The organism is Micromonospora citrea, from assembly GCF_900090315.1.
Classification (GTDB): domain Bacteria; phylum Actinomycetota; class Actinomycetes; order Mycobacteriales; family Micromonosporaceae; genus Micromonospora; species Micromonospora citrea.
The window spans coordinates 6,476,792-6,495,729 of record NZ_FMHZ01000002.1 but is presented as its reverse complement, the minus strand read 5'-3'; the positions used below and the strand labels follow the sequence as shown (position 1 = coordinate 6,495,729).

Sequence of the window (18,938 nt, the reverse complement as noted above, 5' to 3'; positions counted from 1 at the left end):
CGACCGTCGCCACGTCGGGGTACGTGGGCACTCCGACGGGTGCCGGCAGTTCCTGGCCGCCGGTCACCAGCGCCCATCCGGAGAGCTCCCCGGTGGACGCGGCCTCCACCAGCGGCCACCGCAGCTCGAACAGCGACCGCGACGCCACGCCCGGCGCGGCCACGCCGGTCAGCTCTCGCAGGGCGAGGGAGTCCACCGACACGACCGGCGCTCCCGACTCGTCGTACGCGGCCAGTCGCAGCCCGGAGCCGTCGCGGCTCAGGCGTACCCGCAGCAGGGCCGCCCCGGAGGCGTGCACCTGCACGCCCTCGAACGAGAACGGCACCCGTGGCCCGCCCGACTCCTCGCCACCCGGCAGCAGCCCGATCGGGTGCAGGGCGGCGTCCAGCAGCGCCGGGTGCACGCCGAATCCGGCGGCCTCCGTCGCGGCGTCGTCCGGGAGGACCACCTCGGCGTACACCTCGGCGCCGCTGGTCCAGGCACGCCGGAGCCCTCGGAAGGCCGGCCCGTACGTCAGGCCGTGTTCCGCCAGCGTCGGATACCAGCTCGCCAGGTCCACCTCGGCCGCGCCGGCCGGGGGCCAGGTGATCGGGTCGGGCTCGTCGGCGGTGGACGACTCCAGCACGCCCTCCGCGTGCCGGGTCCAGCCCGCCTCGGGGTCGTCGTCGGGGCGGGAGTAGACGGCGACCAGACGCTGCGGCGACTCCGACGTGGACACCCGCACCTGGATCCGCACGCCTCCCGTTCCGGGGAGGGCCAGCGGGGCGGCCATGGTCAGCTCCCGCAGCCGGGAGAGGCCCACCTCGTCGCCGGCCCGCACGGCCAGCTCGACCAGGGCGGTGCCCGGGACCAGCGTCAGCCCGGAGACCGTGTGGTCGGCCAGCCACGGGTGCGTGGCCAGGGAGAGTCGGCCCGTCAGCACCATCTCGTCGTCGCCGGCCAGGTCCACGGTCGCGCCGAGCAGCGGGTGCCCGGTGCGGCCGAGCCCGGCCCCGGACACGTCGCCCGTACGCGTCCGGTTGGCGGCGGGCCAGTAGCGCTGGTGCTGGAAGGCGTACGTGGGCAGGTCCACCCGCCGCGCGCCGGTGTCGGCGAACCACTGCCGCCACGTCACGGGAACCCCGTGCACGTGCAGCTCGGCGAGGGCGTGCAGCAGCGCCTGCGTCTCGGGCCGGTCCCGCCGCTGCACGGCGACGGCCAGCACGGCGTCGTCGTCGGGCAGCACGTCGGCGGCCATCGCGGTCAGGACGCTCTGCGGCCCGATCTCCAGGAACGTGTCGACGCCCGCCTCGCGCAGGGCGGTGATCCCGTCGGCGTAACGCACCGCCTCGCGCACGTGCCGCACCCAGTACTCCGGGGTGCCGATCTCGTCGCCGGCCAGGGCACCGGTCACGTTCGACACGACCGGCAGCAGCGGCGCGGAGAACGCCAACCCCTCCAGGACCGCCCGGAACTCGGCCAGCATCGGCTCCATCAGCGGACTGTGGAACGCGTGGCTGACCGTGAGCCGGCGCGTGCGCACGCCCCGGTCGCGCCAGACCCGCTCCACCTCGTCGAGCGCGTCGACGGCACCGGAGATCACCACGGCGGCCGGCCCGTTGACGGCCGCAATGCCGACGCGGTCGGTCAGCCCGGTGAGAGACTCCGCCACCGCGGCCTCGTCGGCGGCAACGGCCAGCATCCCGCCACCGGCCGGCAGCGCCTGCATCAGCCGACCCCGCGCCGCCACCAACTGGCACGCGTCGGCCAGGGACAGCACCCCGGCGACATGCGCGGCGGTCACCTCGCCGATCGAGTGACCGGCCAGCATGTCGGGGACGATTCCGAACGACTCCACGAGACGGAACAGCGCCACCTCGACCGCGAACAGCCCGGCCTGCGTGAACACGGTCTGGTCCAACAGCTCCGCCTCGGTACTGCCCGCCGACGCGAACAACACCTCCAGCAGCGGGCGCGGCAACAACGCATCCAGGTGCGCGCACACCTCGTCCAGCGCGGCGGCGAAGGCCGGGAACCCGGCGTACAGGTCCCGGCCCATGCCGGCACGCTGCGCGCCCTGACCCGAGAACAGCAGGGCGAGCTGGCCGCGCTGACCGGCGGAGCCGGAGACGACCGTACCGGTGGGGTCGCCGTCGGCGAGGGCGGTCAGCGCCGTGACCAGGTCGTCCCGGTCGGCGGCGGTGACCACCGCACGGTGCTCCAGGGCGGGCCGGGTGGTCACCGAGGACCAGGCGACGTCCAACGGACGCGCGGCCTCGTCGACGCCCAGCCAGCGCGCCCACCGGCCCGCCTGGCCGGCCAGTGCCGCGTCGGAGCGGGCCGACAGCAGCACCGGCACCACCGGCGGCACCTCACGGACGACGATCTCACCCTCGATCGTCTCGGCCGGCGGCTGCTCGATGATCACGTGCGCGTTCGTGCCGGAGATCCCGAACGACGACACCGCCGCCCGACGCGGCCGATCCACGACCGGCCACGGGGTGGGCTCGGTGGCGAGGGCGACCGCCCCGGCGGTCCAGTCGACGTGTGGGGAGGGCTCGTCCACGTGCAGGGTCGGCGGGACGAGGCCGTGCCGCATCGCCATGACCATCTTGATCACACCGGCCACGCCGGCGGCGGCCTGCGTGTGTCCGATGTTCGACTTCACCGACCCCAACAACAGCGGACGGTCGACGGGACGCTCCTGCCCGTACGTGGCCAGCAACGCCTGCGCCTCGATCGGGTCACCGAGGGTGGTGCCCGTGCCGTGCGCCTCCACGGCGTCCACGTCCGCCGGGGTGAGGCGGGCGTTCGCCAGGGCCTGGTGGATCACGCGCTGCTGCGACGGGCCGTTCGGGGCGGTCAGACCGTTCGACGCGCCGTCCTGGTTCACCGCCGTGCCCCGCACCACCGCCAGCACGCGGTGCCCGTTGCGCTGCGCGTCCGACAGCCGCTCCACGAGGAGCACGCCGACGCCCTCGGACCAGCCGGTCCCGTCGGCAGACGCCGCGAACGACTTGCACCGGCCGTCCTGCGACAGGCCACGCTGACGCGAGAACTCGATGAAGGTCCCCGGCGTCGCCATCACGGTCACACCACCGGCCAACGCCAGATCGCACTCACCAGACCGCAACGCCTGCGCGGCGAGATGCAGCGCCACCAGCGACGAAGAACACGCCGTGTCGACGGTGACCGCCGGGCCTTCGAGCCCGAACGTGTAGGCGACCCGCCCGGACAGCACGCTGCCCGACGTACCGGTGCCGACGAAGCCCTCGGCGTCCGGCGGCAGGTCCATCAGCCGGGAGGCGTAGTCGTGGTACATGACCCCGGCGAAGACGCCCGTCCGGCTGCCCCGCAGCCGCTGCGGGTCCAGCCCTGCCGACTCGAACGACTCCCACGACGCCTCCAGCAGCAACCGCTGCTGCGGATCCATCGCCAGGGCCTCACGCGGCGAGATCCCGAAGAAGGCCGGGTCGAATTCGGCCGCCCCGTACAGGAAACCACCGTGGCGCGTGTACGACGTACCGCTGTGCTCCGGGTCCGGGTCGAACAGCGACTCCAGGTCCCAGCCGCGATCGGTGGGGAACTCGGAGATCCCGTCGCCACCGCCGGCAAGCAGCGCCCACAGCTGGTCGGGAGACTCGACGCCGCCGGGGTAGCGGCAGGCCATGCCGACGATGGCGATCGGCTCGTCGGTGTCGGCGGTGCGCACCGCCGTCTGCCGGGCGGTGATCTGACCGGAGACCTGCTCGTGGAGGTGGTCGACGAGCACGGCCGGGGTCGGGTAGTCGAAGACCAGCGTCGAGGCCAACCGCAGCCCCGTCGCCGCGTTCAACCGGTTACGCAGGTCCACCGCCGTCAGCGAGTCGAAGCCCAACTCCCGGAACGCCCGGTCCGCCGGCACCGACTCCGCGCCACCGTGCCCCAACACCTGCGCCACCAGGCCGCGCACCAGCACGTCGATGTGGGCGCGGGCCTCGTCGGGCGCCAGGCCCGCGAGCTGGTTGGCCCAGTCGCCGCCCCGCGCGGCCCGCCGCCTGGACGCCGTCGAGCCGATGAGGGTACGCAGCACGGCCGGCACCGGGCCGGCGCCGAGCGCTGCCCGCATCGCCGGTACGTCGATCACGGCCGGCACCAACGCCGACCGGTCCGTCATCAGCGCGGCGTCGAACAGCTCCAGCCCGGTCTCGGCGCTCATCGGCGTCAGGCCCGCCCGCGCCGACCGCGCCCGGTCCGCCTCCTCGAGAGACGCCGCCATACCGGCGGTGTCCCACATGCCCCACGCCAGGCTGACCGCCGGCAACCCGAGCTGCCGACGCCACACCGCCAACCCGTCCAGGAACGCGTTACCCGCCGCGTACGCCGACTGCCCCGGCGAACCCAGCACACCCGCCACCGACGAGAACACCACGAACAGGTCGAGATCCAGCGAAGCCGTCGCCTCGTGCAACAGCCAACCCGCCGACACCTTCGGCGCCAACACCGCCGCCAGACGCTCGGCCGTCAGCCCTTCCACGATTCCGTCGTCCAGGACACCGGCCGTGTGCACCACACCCGCCAGACGACCCCCGGCGGTGACCTCGGCCACCAGCGCGCCGACCTGGCCCCGGTCCGTCACGTCGCAGGCGACCACCCGCACCGACGCGCCCAGGGCCGACAGCCGCTCCGACAGATCGCCGGCACCCGCGGCCTCCGGGCCGCGCCGCGACACCAGCACCAGCGACCGCACGCCGTGCACCGACACCAGGTGCTCCGCGACCAACGCCCCGAGCGCGCCCGTACCGCCGGTCACCAGCACCGCACCGTCACCCACCACCGGCGTCTCCACCGACGCCGGGGCGACCGCGCGCACCAGACGCGGCACGAACACCCCACCCGCACGCACCGCGAGCTGACCACCGTGCGTCAACGGCTCGTCGGTCACCGCCGCCAGCGCGGCCAACGTCCCGGCATCCACGTCGCCGTCGACATCCGCGAGGACGATGCGGCCCGGGTGCTCCGACTGCGCCGAACGCAGCAGACCCCACACCGCCGCACCGCCCAGATCGGACACCCGGTCGTCGTCACCGACGGACACCGCGCCCCGGGTCACCACCACCAGCCGCGACTCCGCGAGCACGTCGGCCGCCAGCCAGGACCGGACGGTCGCCAGCACGGCCGTGGTCGCCGCGCGTACCGCGTCGGGGACGGCGGTCTCGGGCGCGTCGAGCGGCAGCAGCAGCGCCTTCGGTGCGACCGTCCGGCCGGCGTCGACCGCCGCGACGAGCGCCTCGACGTCGCCGTACGCCGGCAGGTCGGCGGTTGCCGGCGAGCCGACCAGCGCCCATCCGGAGAGGTCCCCGGCGGCGCCGAACTCCTCGGCCTGCCAGGTGAGTTCGAACAGCGAGCGGGCCGCCGCGCCCGCCGCGGCCACGCCGGTCAGCTCGCGCAGGGCGAGGGAGTCGACCGACACCACGGCCGCACCCGACTCGTCGTACGCGACCAGGCGCACCGCCGAGCCCGTACGCGACAGCCGCGCCCGCAGCACCCGCGCGCCCGAGGCGTGCACCTGCACGCCCTCGAACGCGAACGGCACCCGCGCCCCGCCCGAACCCTCCGCACCGGCCAGCAGCCCGATCGGGTGCAGGGCGGCGTCCAGCAGCGCCGGGTGCACGCCGAAGCGCGCCGCCTCCGTCGCCGCCTCGTCCGGCAACGCCACCTCGGCGTACACCTCGTCGCCGGCGGTCCAGATCCGGCGCAGCCCCTGGAACACCGGCCCGTACGCCAGGCCGTGCTCGGCCAGCGTCGGATACCAGCCCGTGACGTCCACCTCGGACGCGCCAGCCGGGGGCCACTCCCCCACGCCCGGCTCGTCGGCCGACGCCGGCTCCAGCACGCCCTCGGCGTGGTGGACCCACTCGGCCTCCGGGTCGCCCTCGGACTGCGAGTGCACCGCCACGACCCGGGTGCCGGCCTCGTCGGCCGCGCCGACGCGCACCTGTACCCGCACCGCCCCGACCGGCGGCAGGACCAGCGGCGTGGCCACGGTCAGCTCCCGCACCCGCGACGCCCCCACCTCGTCGCCCGCACGCACGGCCAGCTCCACCAGAGCGGTGCCGGGCACGATCACCGCGCCGGAGACGACGTGGTCGGCGAGCCACGCGTGGGTGGCGAGGGACAGCCGGCCGGTCAGCACCACCATGTCCGCGCCGGCGACGGTGACCGCCGCGCCGAGCAGCGGATGCCCGGCAACGCCGAGGCCGGCGCCGGAGACGTCGGCGGTACGCGCCTGCCCGGCGCCGAGCCAGTACCGCTGGTGCTGGAAGGCGTACGTCGGCAGGTCGACCCGCCGCGCGCCGGTGTCGGTGAACCACTGCGTCCAGGTCACCGCTACGCCGTGCACGTGCAGTTCGGCGAGCGTGTGCAGCAGCGCCTGCGGGGCGGGACGGTCCCGGCGCTGGACGGCCACCGCGAGCGCGTCGTCGGCGAGCAGGTCGGCGTTCAGCGCGGTCAGGACGCTCTGCGGCCCGATCTCCAGGAACGTGTCGACGCCCGCCTCGCGCAGGGCGGTGATCCCGTCGGCGTACCGCACCGCCTCGCGCACGTGGCGTACCCAGTAGTCGACCGTGCGGATCTCGTCGGCGTCGGCCAGCGCACCGGTCACGTTCGACACGACCGGCAGCAGCGGCGCGGAGAACGCCAACCCCTCCAGGACCGCACGGAACTCGGCCAGCATCGGCTCCATCAACGGACTGTGGAACGCGTGGCTCACGGTCAACCGGCGCGTACGGGTGCCTCGCTCCCGCCAGACCCGCTCCACCTCGTCCAGCGCCTCCACGGCACCCGACACCACCACTGCGGCCGGCCCGTTCACGGCCGCGATCCCCACCTCGGCCAGCCCGTCCAGCGTGGCTGCCACGTCGGCCTCGGTCGCCGCGACGGCCAACATCCCGCCACCGGCCGGCAGCGCCTGCATCAACCGACCACGCGCCGCCACCAGCGCACACGCGTCCGCCAGGGACAACACGCCCGCCACATGCGCGGCCGTCACCTCACCGATCGAATGACCGGCCAGCATGTCCGGAACGACCCCGAACGACTCCACCAGACGGAACAACGCCACCTCGACCGCGAACAACCCGGCCTGGGTGAACACGGTCTGGTCCAACAGCGCCGCCTCGACGGAACCCTCGACAGCGAACAGCACCTCCCGCAACGCACGCGGCAGCAACGGATCCAGCTGCGCACACACCTCGTCCAACGCCGCCGCGAACACCGGGAACCCGGCGTACAACTCCCGACCCATGCCCGCACGCTGCGCACCCTGACCGGAGAAGAGCACGGCCAGCTGCGTACGCGTCGTGCCGGTGCCCGTGACCACGGCGGCGGCCGGCTCACCGGCGGCGAGGGCACGCAGCCCGGCCAGCAGTTCGTCCCGGCCCGTCGCGGTGACCACCGCGCGGTGCTCCAGCACTGCCCGGCTGACGGTCGACGACCAGCCGACGTCGGCGGGGCGCAGCGCCTCGTCGCCGGCGATCCAGCGGGCCCAGCGGTCCGCCTGCGCCGCGACGGAGGCCTCGGACCGGGCCGACAGCAGCACGGGCGTCGGCAGCGACCCGGCGACGGTTTCGTCGGCGCGCGTCGGCGCGCCCTCGCCCCGGGCCGGTCCCGCCTCGGCGGGCGGCTGCTCGATGATCACGTGCGCGTTGGTGCCGCTGACGCCGAAGGACGAGATCGCCGCCCGGCGGGGCCGGCCCGCCACGGGCCAGTCGCGCGCCTCGGTGAGCAGGGTGACCGCCCCGGCGCTCCACTCGATGTGCGGGGACGGCTCGTCGACGTGCAGCGTCGACGGCAGCAGTCCGTTGCGCATCGCCATGATCATCTTGATGATGCCGGCCACCCCGGCGGCGGCCTGGGTGTGGCCGATGTTCGACTTGATCGAGCCCAGCCACAGCGGCCGGTCCTGCGGACGCTCCTGCCCGTACGTGGCCAGCAGCGCCTGCGCCTCGATCGGGTCGCCCAGCGTCGTGCCCGTGCCGTGCGCCTCGACCGCGTCCACGTCCGCCGGCGTCAGCCGCGCGTTCGCCAGGGCCTGCCGGATCACGCGCTGCTGCGACGGGCCGTTCGGGGCGGTCAGACCGTTCGACGCGCCGTCCTGGTTCACCGCAGTGCCCCGCACGACGGCGTAGATCCGCCGGCCCTCGCGCTGCGCGTCCGACAGCCGCTGCACCAGCAACACACCCACGCCCTCGGACCAACCCGTGCCGTCCGCCGACGCGGCGAACGACCTGCACCGGCCGTCGGCCGACAGACCCCGCTGACGCGAGAACTCGATGAACGTCCCCGGCGTCGCCATCACCGTCACACCACCGGCCAGCGCCAGATCGCACTCACCGGACCGCAGCGCCTGCACCGCCAGGTGCAGCGCCACCAGCGACGACGAACACGCCGTGTCCACCGTGACCGCCGGGCCTTCGAGGCCGAACGTGTACGCCACCCGGCCGGACAGCACGCTGCCGGAGGTGCCGGTGCCGAGGTAACCGCCCACGCCCTCGGGCAGGTCCTGCACTCCGGAGGCGTAGTCGTGGTACATGAGCCCGGCGAAGACGCCGGTCCGGCTGCCGCGCAACCGCTGCGGGTCGAGGCCGGCGGACTCGAACGTCTCCCACGAGGTCTCCAGCAGCAGGCGCTGCTGCGGGTCCATCGCGATCGCCTCGCGCGGCGAGATGCCGAAGAAGTCCGGGTCGAACTCGGCGGCCCCGTACAGGAAGCCACCGTGGCGGGTGTACGACGTGCCGGGGTTGTCCGGGTCGGGGTGGAAGAGCCGGTCGAGGTCCCAGCCCCGGTCGGTGGGGAACTCGCCGATGCCGTCGGCACCGGCGGCGACCAGGTCCCACAGCTGCTGCGGGTTCGTCACGCCGCCCGGGTAACGGCAGGCCATGCCCACGATGGCGATCGGCTCGTCGACGGTGGTCGCCCGTACGGCCTGCTGCTGCTCGGCGACCTGGCCGGAGAGCTGCTCGAACAGGTGCTCCGACAGGGCGCCGGGGGTCGGGTAGTCGAAGACGAGCGTCGACGTGAGCCGCAGCCCGGTCGCGCCGTTGATCCGGTTGCGCAGTTCGACGGCGGTCAGCGAGTCGAAGCCCAGCTCCCGGAACGCCCGGTCCGCCGGCACCGCCTCGGCGCCGCCGTGGCCGAGGACCTGCGCGATCATCCCGCGCACCAGCAGGGCCACCTGCGTGCGCGCCTCCTGCGGGTCGAGTCCGGCCAGCCGGTCGGCCCACGCGCCGGTGCCGGAGCGGCGGCGCTTCGCGGCCGACCCGACGAGGGCCCGCAGCATCACCGGCACCCGGCCCGCGGCGGTCTGCGCCCGCATGGCGGGCAGGTCGACCACGGCCGGCACCAGGGCCGCGCCGCCGTGGGTGAGGGCGGCGTCCCACAGCCCGAGCCCGACGGGGGCGGTCATCGGGACCAGGCCGGCCCGGGTCACCCGCGCCCGGTCGGCGTCGTTGATCGACGCGGCCATGCCGTCGGTGTCCCACATGCCCCAGGCGAGACTGACGGCGGGCAGCCCGCGCTGCGCCCGCAGCACGGCGAGGGCGTCCAGGAAGGCGTTGCCGGCCGCGTAGGCGGCCTGGCCGGGAGAGCCGAGCACCCCGGCGACGGAGGAGAAGAGCACGAACAGGTCGAGGTCCAGCTCGGCGGTCGCCTCGTGCAGCCACCAGCCCGCCGTGACCTTCGGGGCCAGCACGTCCGCCAGCCGCTCGGCGGTGATCCCGCTGACGATGCCGTCGTCGAGGACGCCGGCGGTGTGGACCACCCCGGCCAGGCGGTCCTCGGCGGTGATCGCCCGGACCAGCTCGCTGACGCGCTCGCGGTCGGTCACGTCCGTGGCGACCACCCGGGCGGTCGCGCCCAGCGCGGCCAGCCGCCGCACCAGTTCGTCGGCGCCGGGGGCCGCCGGGCCCTGGCGGGACGCCAGCACCAGCGAGCGCACGCCGTAGGCGGTGACGAGGCGTTCGGACACCAGGGCGCCGAGCGAGCCGGTGCCGCCGGTGACGAGGACGGTCCCCCGGCCCAGGGTCGCGGGGGTGCGCGCGCCGCCGGTGGCGCGGACCAGCCGCGGCAGGTACGCCGTGCCCGCCCGTACCGCGAGCTGCCCGCCGAGGGTGGGGTCGTCGGCGGCGGCGGCGAGCAGGCCCAGCAGGTCGGCGTCCAGGTCGACGCCGGGTTCCAGGTCGGCCAGCACGATCCGGCCGGGGTGTTCCGACTGGGCCGAGCGCAGCAGGCCCCAGACCGCGGCGCCCGCCAGGTCGGTGACGCGGTCGTCGGCGCCGGTGGCCACCGCGCCGCGGGTCACCACGACCAGCCGCGCGTCGGCGAGGGGGTCGGCGGCCAGCCACGCCTGCACCGTGCCGAGGACGTCCGCCGAGACCGAGCGCACCGCGCCGGGCACGTCCGACCCGGAGGCGGCCGAGGCGACGGGCAGCAGCAGGGCCGCCGGGGCGGTCGCGTCCGTCACGGCCGTGGTCACGGCCGCGACGTCGGCGTACGCCGGAAGCTGCGGGGCGCCGTCGAGCGGGCGGTCGCCGAGCACGACCCAGCCGTACACGCCGTCGGGCGCGGTGATCTGCTCGGGCTGCCAGGAGACCTCGAACAGGGAGCGGTACGCCTCGTCCGGGGCGGCCGCCAGACCGGTCATCTCGCGTAACGTCAGCGAGTCCACCGACACCACCGGCACACCGGTCTCGTCGACGGCGACCAGCCGCACGGAGTTGCCGGTGGCGGTGAGGCGGACCCGGAGCGTCCGGGCCCCGACCGCGTGGACCTGCACCCCCTCGAACGCGAACGGCACCCGGGGGCCGCCGCCCGACTCGTCGGCGGGCAGCAGCCCGACGGGGTGCAGGGCGGCGTCCAGCAGCGCCGGGTGCACCCCGAAGCCCGCCGGGTCGCCCATGACCTCGTCGGGGAGGGCGACCTCGGCGAACACCTCGCCGTCGGCGGCCCACGCCCGGCGCAGGCCCCGGAAGACCGGTCCGTACGCCAGGCCGTGCTCGGCGACCGTCGCGTACCAGCCGGTGACGTCCACCTCGGACGCTCCCGGCGGCGGCCAGGCGCCCACCGTGGGCTCGTCGACCGTGGGGGTGCCGACGAGGCCGTCGGCGTGCCGGGTCCAGCCCGACTCCGGGTCGTCCTCGGGCTGGGAGTGCACGGTCACCGAGCGGCTGCCGGTCCCGTCGACGGGACCGACCCGGACCTGGACCCGTACCCCACCGCCGGTGGCGGGCAGCACGAGCGGGGCGAGCACGGTCAGCTCACGCACGCGGGACGCGCCGACCTCGTCGCCCGCCCGGACGACGAGGTCCACCAGCGCGGTACCCGGCACGACCACGGCGCCGGAGACGACGTGGTCGGCGAGCCACGGGTGGGTCGACACCGACAGCCGGCCGGTCAGCACCACCATGTCCTCGCCGGCGACCGACACCGCCGCGCCGAGCAGCGGGTGCCGCGCCACGCCGAGGCCCGCCCCGGAGACGTCGGCGGACTGGCCGGCCGGCGGCAGCCAGTACCGCTCCCGGTGGAAGGCGTACGTGGGCAGGTCCACCCGCCGCGCCCCGCTGTCGGCGAACCACTGCCGCCAGGTCACCGGCACGCCGTGCACGTGCAGCTCGGCGAGGGCGTGCAGCAGCGCCTGCGTCTCGGGCCGGTCCCGCCGCTGCGCGGCGACGGCCAGCACGCCGTCGTCGTCGGGCAGCACGTCGGCGGCCAACGCGGTCAGGACGCTCTGCGGCCCGATCTCCAGGAACGTGTCGACCCCGGTGGCCTTCAGGGCGGTGATCCCGTCGGCGAAGCGCACGGCCTCCCGCACGTGGCGTACCCAGTAGTCGGCCGTGCGGATCTCGTCGCCGGCCAGCGCCCCCGTCACGTTCGACACCACCGGCAGCAACGGCGCGTCGAAGGTCAGCCCGGACAGGACCGCCCGGAACTCGTCGAGCATCGGCTCCATCAACGGACTGTGGAACGCGTGGCTCACGGTCAGCCGACGGGTGCGGGTACCCCGGTCCCGCCAGAGCCGCTCCACCTCGTCCAGCGCCTCCACGGCACCCGACACCACCACGGCGGTGGGCCCGTTGACCGCCGCGACGCCCACCCGGTCGGTCAGCCCGGCCAGAGACTCCACCACTGAAGCCTCGTCCGCCGCCACCGCCAGCATCCCGCCACCGGCCGGCAGCGCCTGCATCAACCGACCCCGCGCGGCCACGAGCTGACACGCGTCCGCCAGGGACAGCACCCCGGCTACATGCGCGGCCGTGACCTCGCCGATCGAGTGACCGGCCAGCATGTCCGGCACGATGCCGAACGACTCCACGAGACGGAACAGCGCCACCTCGACCGCGAACAGCCCGGCCTGCGTGAACACGGTCTGGTCCAGCAGCTCCGCCTCCGGGGTGCCCGGCTCGGCGAACAGCACCTCCCGCAACGGACGCGGCAGCAGCGGATCGAGCTGCGCACACACCTCGTCCAACGCCGCCGCGAACACCGGGAACCCGGCGTACAACTCCCGACCCATGCCGGCACGCTGCGCACCCTGACCCGAGAACAGCAGCGCGAGTTGGCCGCGCTGACCGCCTGGGCCGCTGACCACGCCAACCGAGGGCTCGCCCGCCGCCACGGCTTCGAGGCCCGCCAGCAGCTCTTCCCGGCTCGCCCCGGACACGACGGCCCGGTGCTCCAGCGCCGAGCGCGACGCCACCGACGACCACGCCACGTCGAGCGGGCGCGCGGTTCCGGCGCCACCGAGCCACTGCGCCCAGCGGCCGGCCTGCGCCGACAGCCCGGCCGCGTCGCGGGCCGAGAGCAGCACCGGCAGCACGGCCGGTGCCCGGGAAGGCTCGTCGCCGGTTTCCGGCTCGTCCGCGTCGGTCGGCGCGGGCGGCTGCTCCAGGATCAGGTGGACGTTCGTACCGCTGATGCCGAACGACGACACGGCGGCCCGGCGCGGCCGGTCCACCGCCGGCCAGGGGCGCGCCTCGGCCAGCAGGGACACCGCGCCGGCGGACCAGTCCACGTGGGGGGTCGGCTCGTCGAGGTGCAGGGTCTGCGGGAGCAGGCCGTACCGCATCGCCTGCACCATCTTGATCATGCCGGCGACGCCGGCCGCGGCCTGACTGTGGCCGATGTTCGACTTGATCGAGCCGAGCAGCAGCGGCCGGTCGGCGGGGCGGCCCTGGCCGTAGGTGGCCAGCAGGGCCTGCGCCTCGATCGGGTCGCCGAGCGTCGTTCCCGTGCCGTGCGCCTCGACGGCGTCCACGTCGGCCGTGGTCAGCCGGGCGTTCGCGAGGGCCTGGCGGATGACCCGTTGCTGGGCCGGCCCGTTCGGGGCGGTGAGGCCGTTGGACGCGCCGTCCTGGTTGACGGCGCTGCCGGCGATCACGGCGAGCACCTGGCGGCCCTGCCGCCGGGCGTCGGAGAGCCGCTGGACCAGCAGCACGCCGACGCCCTCGGACCAGCCGGTGCCGTCGGCGTCGGCGGCGAAGGACTTGCAGCGCCCGTCCGGGGCGAGGCCGCCCTGGCGGGAGAACTCGACGAAGGCACCGGGGGTCACCATGACGGTGACGCCGCCGGCCAGCGCCAGGTCGCACTCGCCGCCGCGCAGGGCCTGGGCGGCCAGGTGCACCGCCACCAGCGACGACGAGCAGGCGGTGTCGACCGTCACCGCCGGACCCTCCAGCCCGAAGGTGTACGACACCCGCCCGGAGATGACGCTGTGCGCGCCACCGGTGAGCTGGTAGCCGGCCAGCTCGGCCGGGGTGTCGGTGGTGCCGTAGCCCGACGGGGAGGCGCCGACGAAGACGCCGGTACGGCTGCCGCGCAGCTCGTCCGGGTCGATGCCGGCCTGCTCCATGGCCTCCCAGGACGCCTCCAGCAGCAGGCGCTGCTGCGGGTCCATGGCGACGGCCTCGCGCGGCGAGATGCCGAAGAAGCCGGGGTCGAACGTGGTGGCGCCGTCGACGAAGCCGCCCTCGCGGGTGTGCGAGACGGGTCGCCCGTCGGCGTCGACGGCCAGCAGCCGGCCCATGTCCCAGTTGCGGTCGTCGGGGAAGCCGGTGATGCCGTCGCGCCCGGTGGCGACCAGGTTCCACAGGTCGTCCGGGTTGGCCACGCCGCCCGGGTAGCGGCAGCTCATGCCGACGATGACGATCGGGTCGTCGTCCACCGGCCCGGCGGGGCCCCAGGTGGTGACGGTCTCGACCTCGTGCAGGCGCAGCGTCGCCGCCAGGTGGTCGGCGAGGGCCGCCGGGTTCGGGTAGTCGAAGACCAGGGTGGTGGGCAGGGTGAGCCCGGTGGCGGAGCCGAGCCGGTTGCGCAGCTCGACGGCGGTCAGCGAGTCGAAGCCCAGTTCCTTGAACGCCCGGTTGGCCTTGACCAGCTCGGTGCCGGAGTGGCCGAGCACGGCGGCGGTGTGCGTGTGTACGAGGTCGGTCAGGTGGCGGTCCTGCTCGGCGCGGGGCAGCGTCAGCAGGTGCTGGCGCAGCCCGCCGCCGGCGGTGTCCTCCGGTTCGGCGTCGACCACGCGCAGGGCGTCGCGCGCCTCGGCGATGTCGTCGAGCAGGGGGCGGGCGCGGGCGGCGGCGAACGCCGGGGTGAACAGGGACCAGTCGACGTCCGCCACGGTCACCGACGGCACGGCCCGGCCGACGGCGCTGCGCAGCGCGTACACGGCCTGGGCCGGCGACATCAGGCTGAGGCCGCGGCGGGCCAGCAGTTCCTGCCCCTCGCCGCTGGCCATGCCGCCCTCGGCCCAGGGTCCCCAGGCCACGGCGGTGGCGGCCAGGCCACGGGCGCGGCGCCGCTCGGCGAGGGCGTCGAGGAAGGCGTTGCCGGCGGCGTACGCGGCCTGTCCGCCGCTGCCCCAGATGCCGGCGATGGAGGAGAACAGCACGAACGCGTCGAGCGCCCGGTCGCCCAGCAGCTCGTCCAGGTGCACCGCACCGGCGATCTTGCCGTCCAGCACCCCGGCCAGCCCGGCGAGGTCGGTGTCGGCAAGCATGTTCAGCTGGCCCACCCCGGCGGCGTGCACCACCGCGGTCAGCGGCGCCGGGTCGGCGTCGACGTCGCGCAGCAGCGCCTCGACGCGGGCGCGGTCGGCCATGTCGGCGGCGACCAGGGTCACCCGGGCGCCGAGCCCGGTCAGTTCGTCGCGCAGCTCGGCCGCCCCGGGGGCGCGCTCGCCCCGGCGGCTGGTCAGCACGACGTGCGCCGCGCCGTTGCCGGCCGCCCAGCGGGCCACGTGGGCGCCGAGCGCCCCGGTGCCGCCGGTGATGAGGACGGTGCCCGACGGCTGCCAGCGCTCGACGGTGCCCACGGCGGCCGGCGTGGCGCGCACCAGCCGCCGCACGAACACGCCCGAGGGCCGGACGGCGACCTGGTCCTCGTGGCCGCCGCCGGTCAGGACGCCCACCAGGTGGTCCCAGTCGCTGCGGTCGGGTCCGTCCGGCAGGTCGACCAGACCGCCCCAGAGCTGCGGGTGTTCCAGCCCGGCGACCCGGGCCAGGCCCCACAAACCGCCCTGCGCGACGCTGCGCACCGGGTCGGCGTCGCCGGTGCCGACCGCGCCCCGGGTGACCGTCCACAGGGGCGCCGCGACGTCGGCGGCGTGCAGGGCCTGCACCAGCGTCATCGTGACGGCCGTGCCGAGCGGCACCGCCGGGTGGTCGGGGTGCGGCCGGTCCAGCAGGCCCAACAGGGAGACGATCCCCGTGAGCGGGGTGTCCCCCACGGCCTCGGCCACCCGTGACGTCACCTGGTCGCGCTCGGCGAGGGGGTCCACCGCCAGCCGGGACACCGCGCCGCCGGCGGCGGCCAACGCCCCCGCGAGCGCCTCGGCCCAGTCGGTGGTGGGGGCGTCGTCGGCCGGCTCCACGAGCAGCCAGCGGCCCGACGGGGAGACCGGTGCGGGGGCGGCGGTCCGCTTCCACACCACCCGGTACGACCAGCCGTCGACGACGGCGTCCCGCAGCCGCGCCTTGCGCCAGGACGACAGGACCGGCAGGGCCGGGGCCAGGACGTCCAGGGCCGCGCCGTCGGCGCCGAGCTGCGCGGCGAGGGCCGCCACGTCGGAGCGTTCCACCGCTGACCAGAACTCGACGTCCACCACGTCCGGGCTGACCGGACCGGTGACCGGGACCGGCATCTGCTCGGGCCAGTAGCGCTGCCGCTGGAACGCGTACGTGGGCAGGGCGACCGGGGTCGCGCCGGCACCGGCGTAGAGGGCCGGCCAGTCGACGGGCACGCCGTTGACGTGCAGCTCGGAGAGGGCGGCGAGCAGGGCCCGCGCCTCGGGACGGTCGGCACGCAGAGCAGGCACGGCGATCACCGGGGTGTCGTCGTCGGCCGCCTCCTGCCGGCTCAGCGCGTCGCGGGTCATGGCAGTCAGTACGCTGCGCGGACCGATCTCCAGGAACGCGTCCACGCCGGCGGCGCGCAGCGCGGCGACCCCGTCGGCGTACCGGACGGCCTCGCGCACGTGGCGCACCCAGTAGTCGGCGGTGCGGATCTCGTCGGGGTCGGCGAGCGCCCCGGTCACGTTCGACACGAGCGGCAGCGACGGCGCGGAGAACTCCAGCCCGTCGAGGACGGTGCGGAACTCGGCGAGCATCGGCTCCATCAGCGGGCTGTGGAACGCGTGACTCACCGTGAGCCGGCGCGTGCGCACGCCCCGGTCGCGCCAGACCCGCTCCACCTCGTCGAGCGCGTCGACGGCACCGGAGACCACCACCGAGGTGGGCCCGTTGACGGCCGCGATCCCCACGTCGGCGAGCCCGTCGAGCGTGGCGAGGACGTCGGCCTCGGCCGCCGCGACGGCCAGCATCCCGCCCCCGGCCGGCAGGGCCTGCATCAGCCGGCCCCGCGCCGCCACCAGCGCCGCCGCGTCGGCCAGGGACAGCACCCCGGCCACGTGCGCGGCGGCGATCTCGCCGATGGAGTGGCCGCCCACGAAGTCCGGCACCACGCCGTACGACTCGACCAGCCGGAACAGCGCCACCTCGACGGCGAACAGGCCGGCCTGGGTGAACACGGTCTGGTCCAGCAGCTCCGCCTCGGCGGAACCCTCGGGAGCGAACAGCACCTCCTTCAGCGGGCGCGGCAGCAGCGGGTCCAGCTGCGCGCAGACCTCGTCGAGGGCGGCGGCGAAGACGGGGAACTCGGCGTACAGCTCGCGGCCCATGCCGGCGCGCTGCGCGCCCTGACCGGAGAAGAGCACGGCGAGCGGGCCCCGGTCGGCCGACTGGCCGGCGACGACCGCGCCGGACGGCTGGCCGGCGGCGAGGGCGCGCAGCCCGGCCAGCAGTTCCCCCCGGTCGGTGGCGGTGAGCACCGCGCGGTGTTCCAGCGCGGAACGCGACACCACCGACGACCAGCCGACGTCCACCGTGCGGAGGGTCTCGTCGGCGTCCAGCCACCGGGCCCAGCGACCCGCCTGCGCGCTGAGGGCGGCCTCGGAGCGGGCCGACAGCAGCACGGGCGCCGCCGGCAGGGCGGGGGCCGGACCGGAGTCGGCGGGCTCGTCGGCGTCGGGGGCGGGTGGCTCCTCCAGGATGGTGTGCGCGTTCGTGCCGGAGATGCCGAACGACGACACCGCCGCCCGGCGGGGACGGTCGGTGACCGGCCACGGCGTCGCCTCGGTCACCAGCGACACCTCGCCGGCCGACCAGTCCACCTTCGGCGTCGGCTCGTCGACGTGCAGGGTGGACGGCACGAGCCCGTGCCGCATCGCCATCACCATCTTGATCACGCCGGCCACGCCCGCGGCAGACTGGCTGTGACCGATGTTCGACTTGATCGAGCCGAGCAGCAGCGGCCGGTCGGCGGGCCGGTCCCGCCCGTACGTGGCCAGCAGCGCCTGCGCCTCGATGGGGTCGCCGAGGACGGTGCCGGTGCCGTGCGCCTCGACGGCGTCCACGTCGGCCGTGGTCAGCCGGGCGTTCGCGAGGGCCTGCCGGATGACCCGCTGCTGGGCCGGCCCGTTGGGGGCGGTGAGGCCGTTGGACGCGCCGTCCTGGTTGACGGCGCTGCCGGCGATCACGGCGAGGACGGGGTGCCCCTTGCGCTGGGCGTCCGACAGCCGCTCCACCAGCAGGATGCCGACGCCCTCGGACCAGCCGGTGCCGTCGGCGGCGGCGGCGAACGACTTGCACCGGCCGTCGGGGGCGAGCCCTCGCTGCCGGGAGAAGCCCACGAACGGGGCGGGGGTGGCCATCACGCAGACGCCGCCGGCCAGGGCCAGGTCGAAGTCGCCCTGCCGCAGCGCCTGGCAGGCCAGGTGCAGGGCGACCAGCGACGACGAGCAGGCGGTGTCGACCGTGACGGCGGGGCCCTCCAGGCCGAGGGCGTACGCGATCCGCCCCGAGACGATGCTGGTGGCCGTGCCGGTCAGCAGGTAGCCCTCGTCGGTGCCCTCGACCTCGGTCTGCGGGCCCACGCCGTAGCCGTTGGCGGCGGTCCCGACGAAGACGCCGACCTTCTGCCCGCGCATGGACGAGGGTGCGATCCGGGCCTGCTCGAACGCCTCCCACGACGTCTCCAGCAACAGCCGCTGCTGCGGGTCCATCGCCACGGCCTCGCGCGGCGAGATGCCGAAGAACTCGGCGTCGAAGTCGGCCGCGTCGTAGAGGAAGCCGCCCTCGCGGGTGGTGGAGTGCCCGGCCCGGTCGGCGTCCGGGTCGTACAGGTTGTCCAGGTCCCAGCCCCGGTCGGTCGGGAAGCCGCCGATGGCGTCGCCGCCGGAGGCCACCAGGTCCCAGAGCTGCTCGGGGCTGGCCACGCCGCCCGGGTAGCGGCAGGACATCGCGACGATCGCGATGGGCTCCCGGGCGGCAGCGGTCAACTGCTGGTTGAGCTGACGGAGGCGGCCCGTCTCCTTGAGCGAGGCGCGAAGCGCCTCGACGACCTTGTCTGCGGACGTAGACATCATGAGC

1 protein-coding gene (cut by a window edge) is annotated in these 18,938 nt (G+C 75.5%); it reads right to left on the bottom strand.

From position 1 onward, the window contains the following. A protein-coding gene (locus tag GA0070606_RS29195) for a type I polyketide synthase (RefSeq protein WP_091108353.1) crosses the window boundary here: on the bottom strand, positions 1-18,931 show its 5' portion. Its footprint begins 10,880 nt before the window's first position; the window shows 18,931 of its 29,811 coding nt (coding positions 1-18,931); its start codon is at positions 18,929-18,931; its stop codon lies beyond the left edge, outside the window. Positions 18,932-18,938 lie beyond the last annotated feature (7 nt).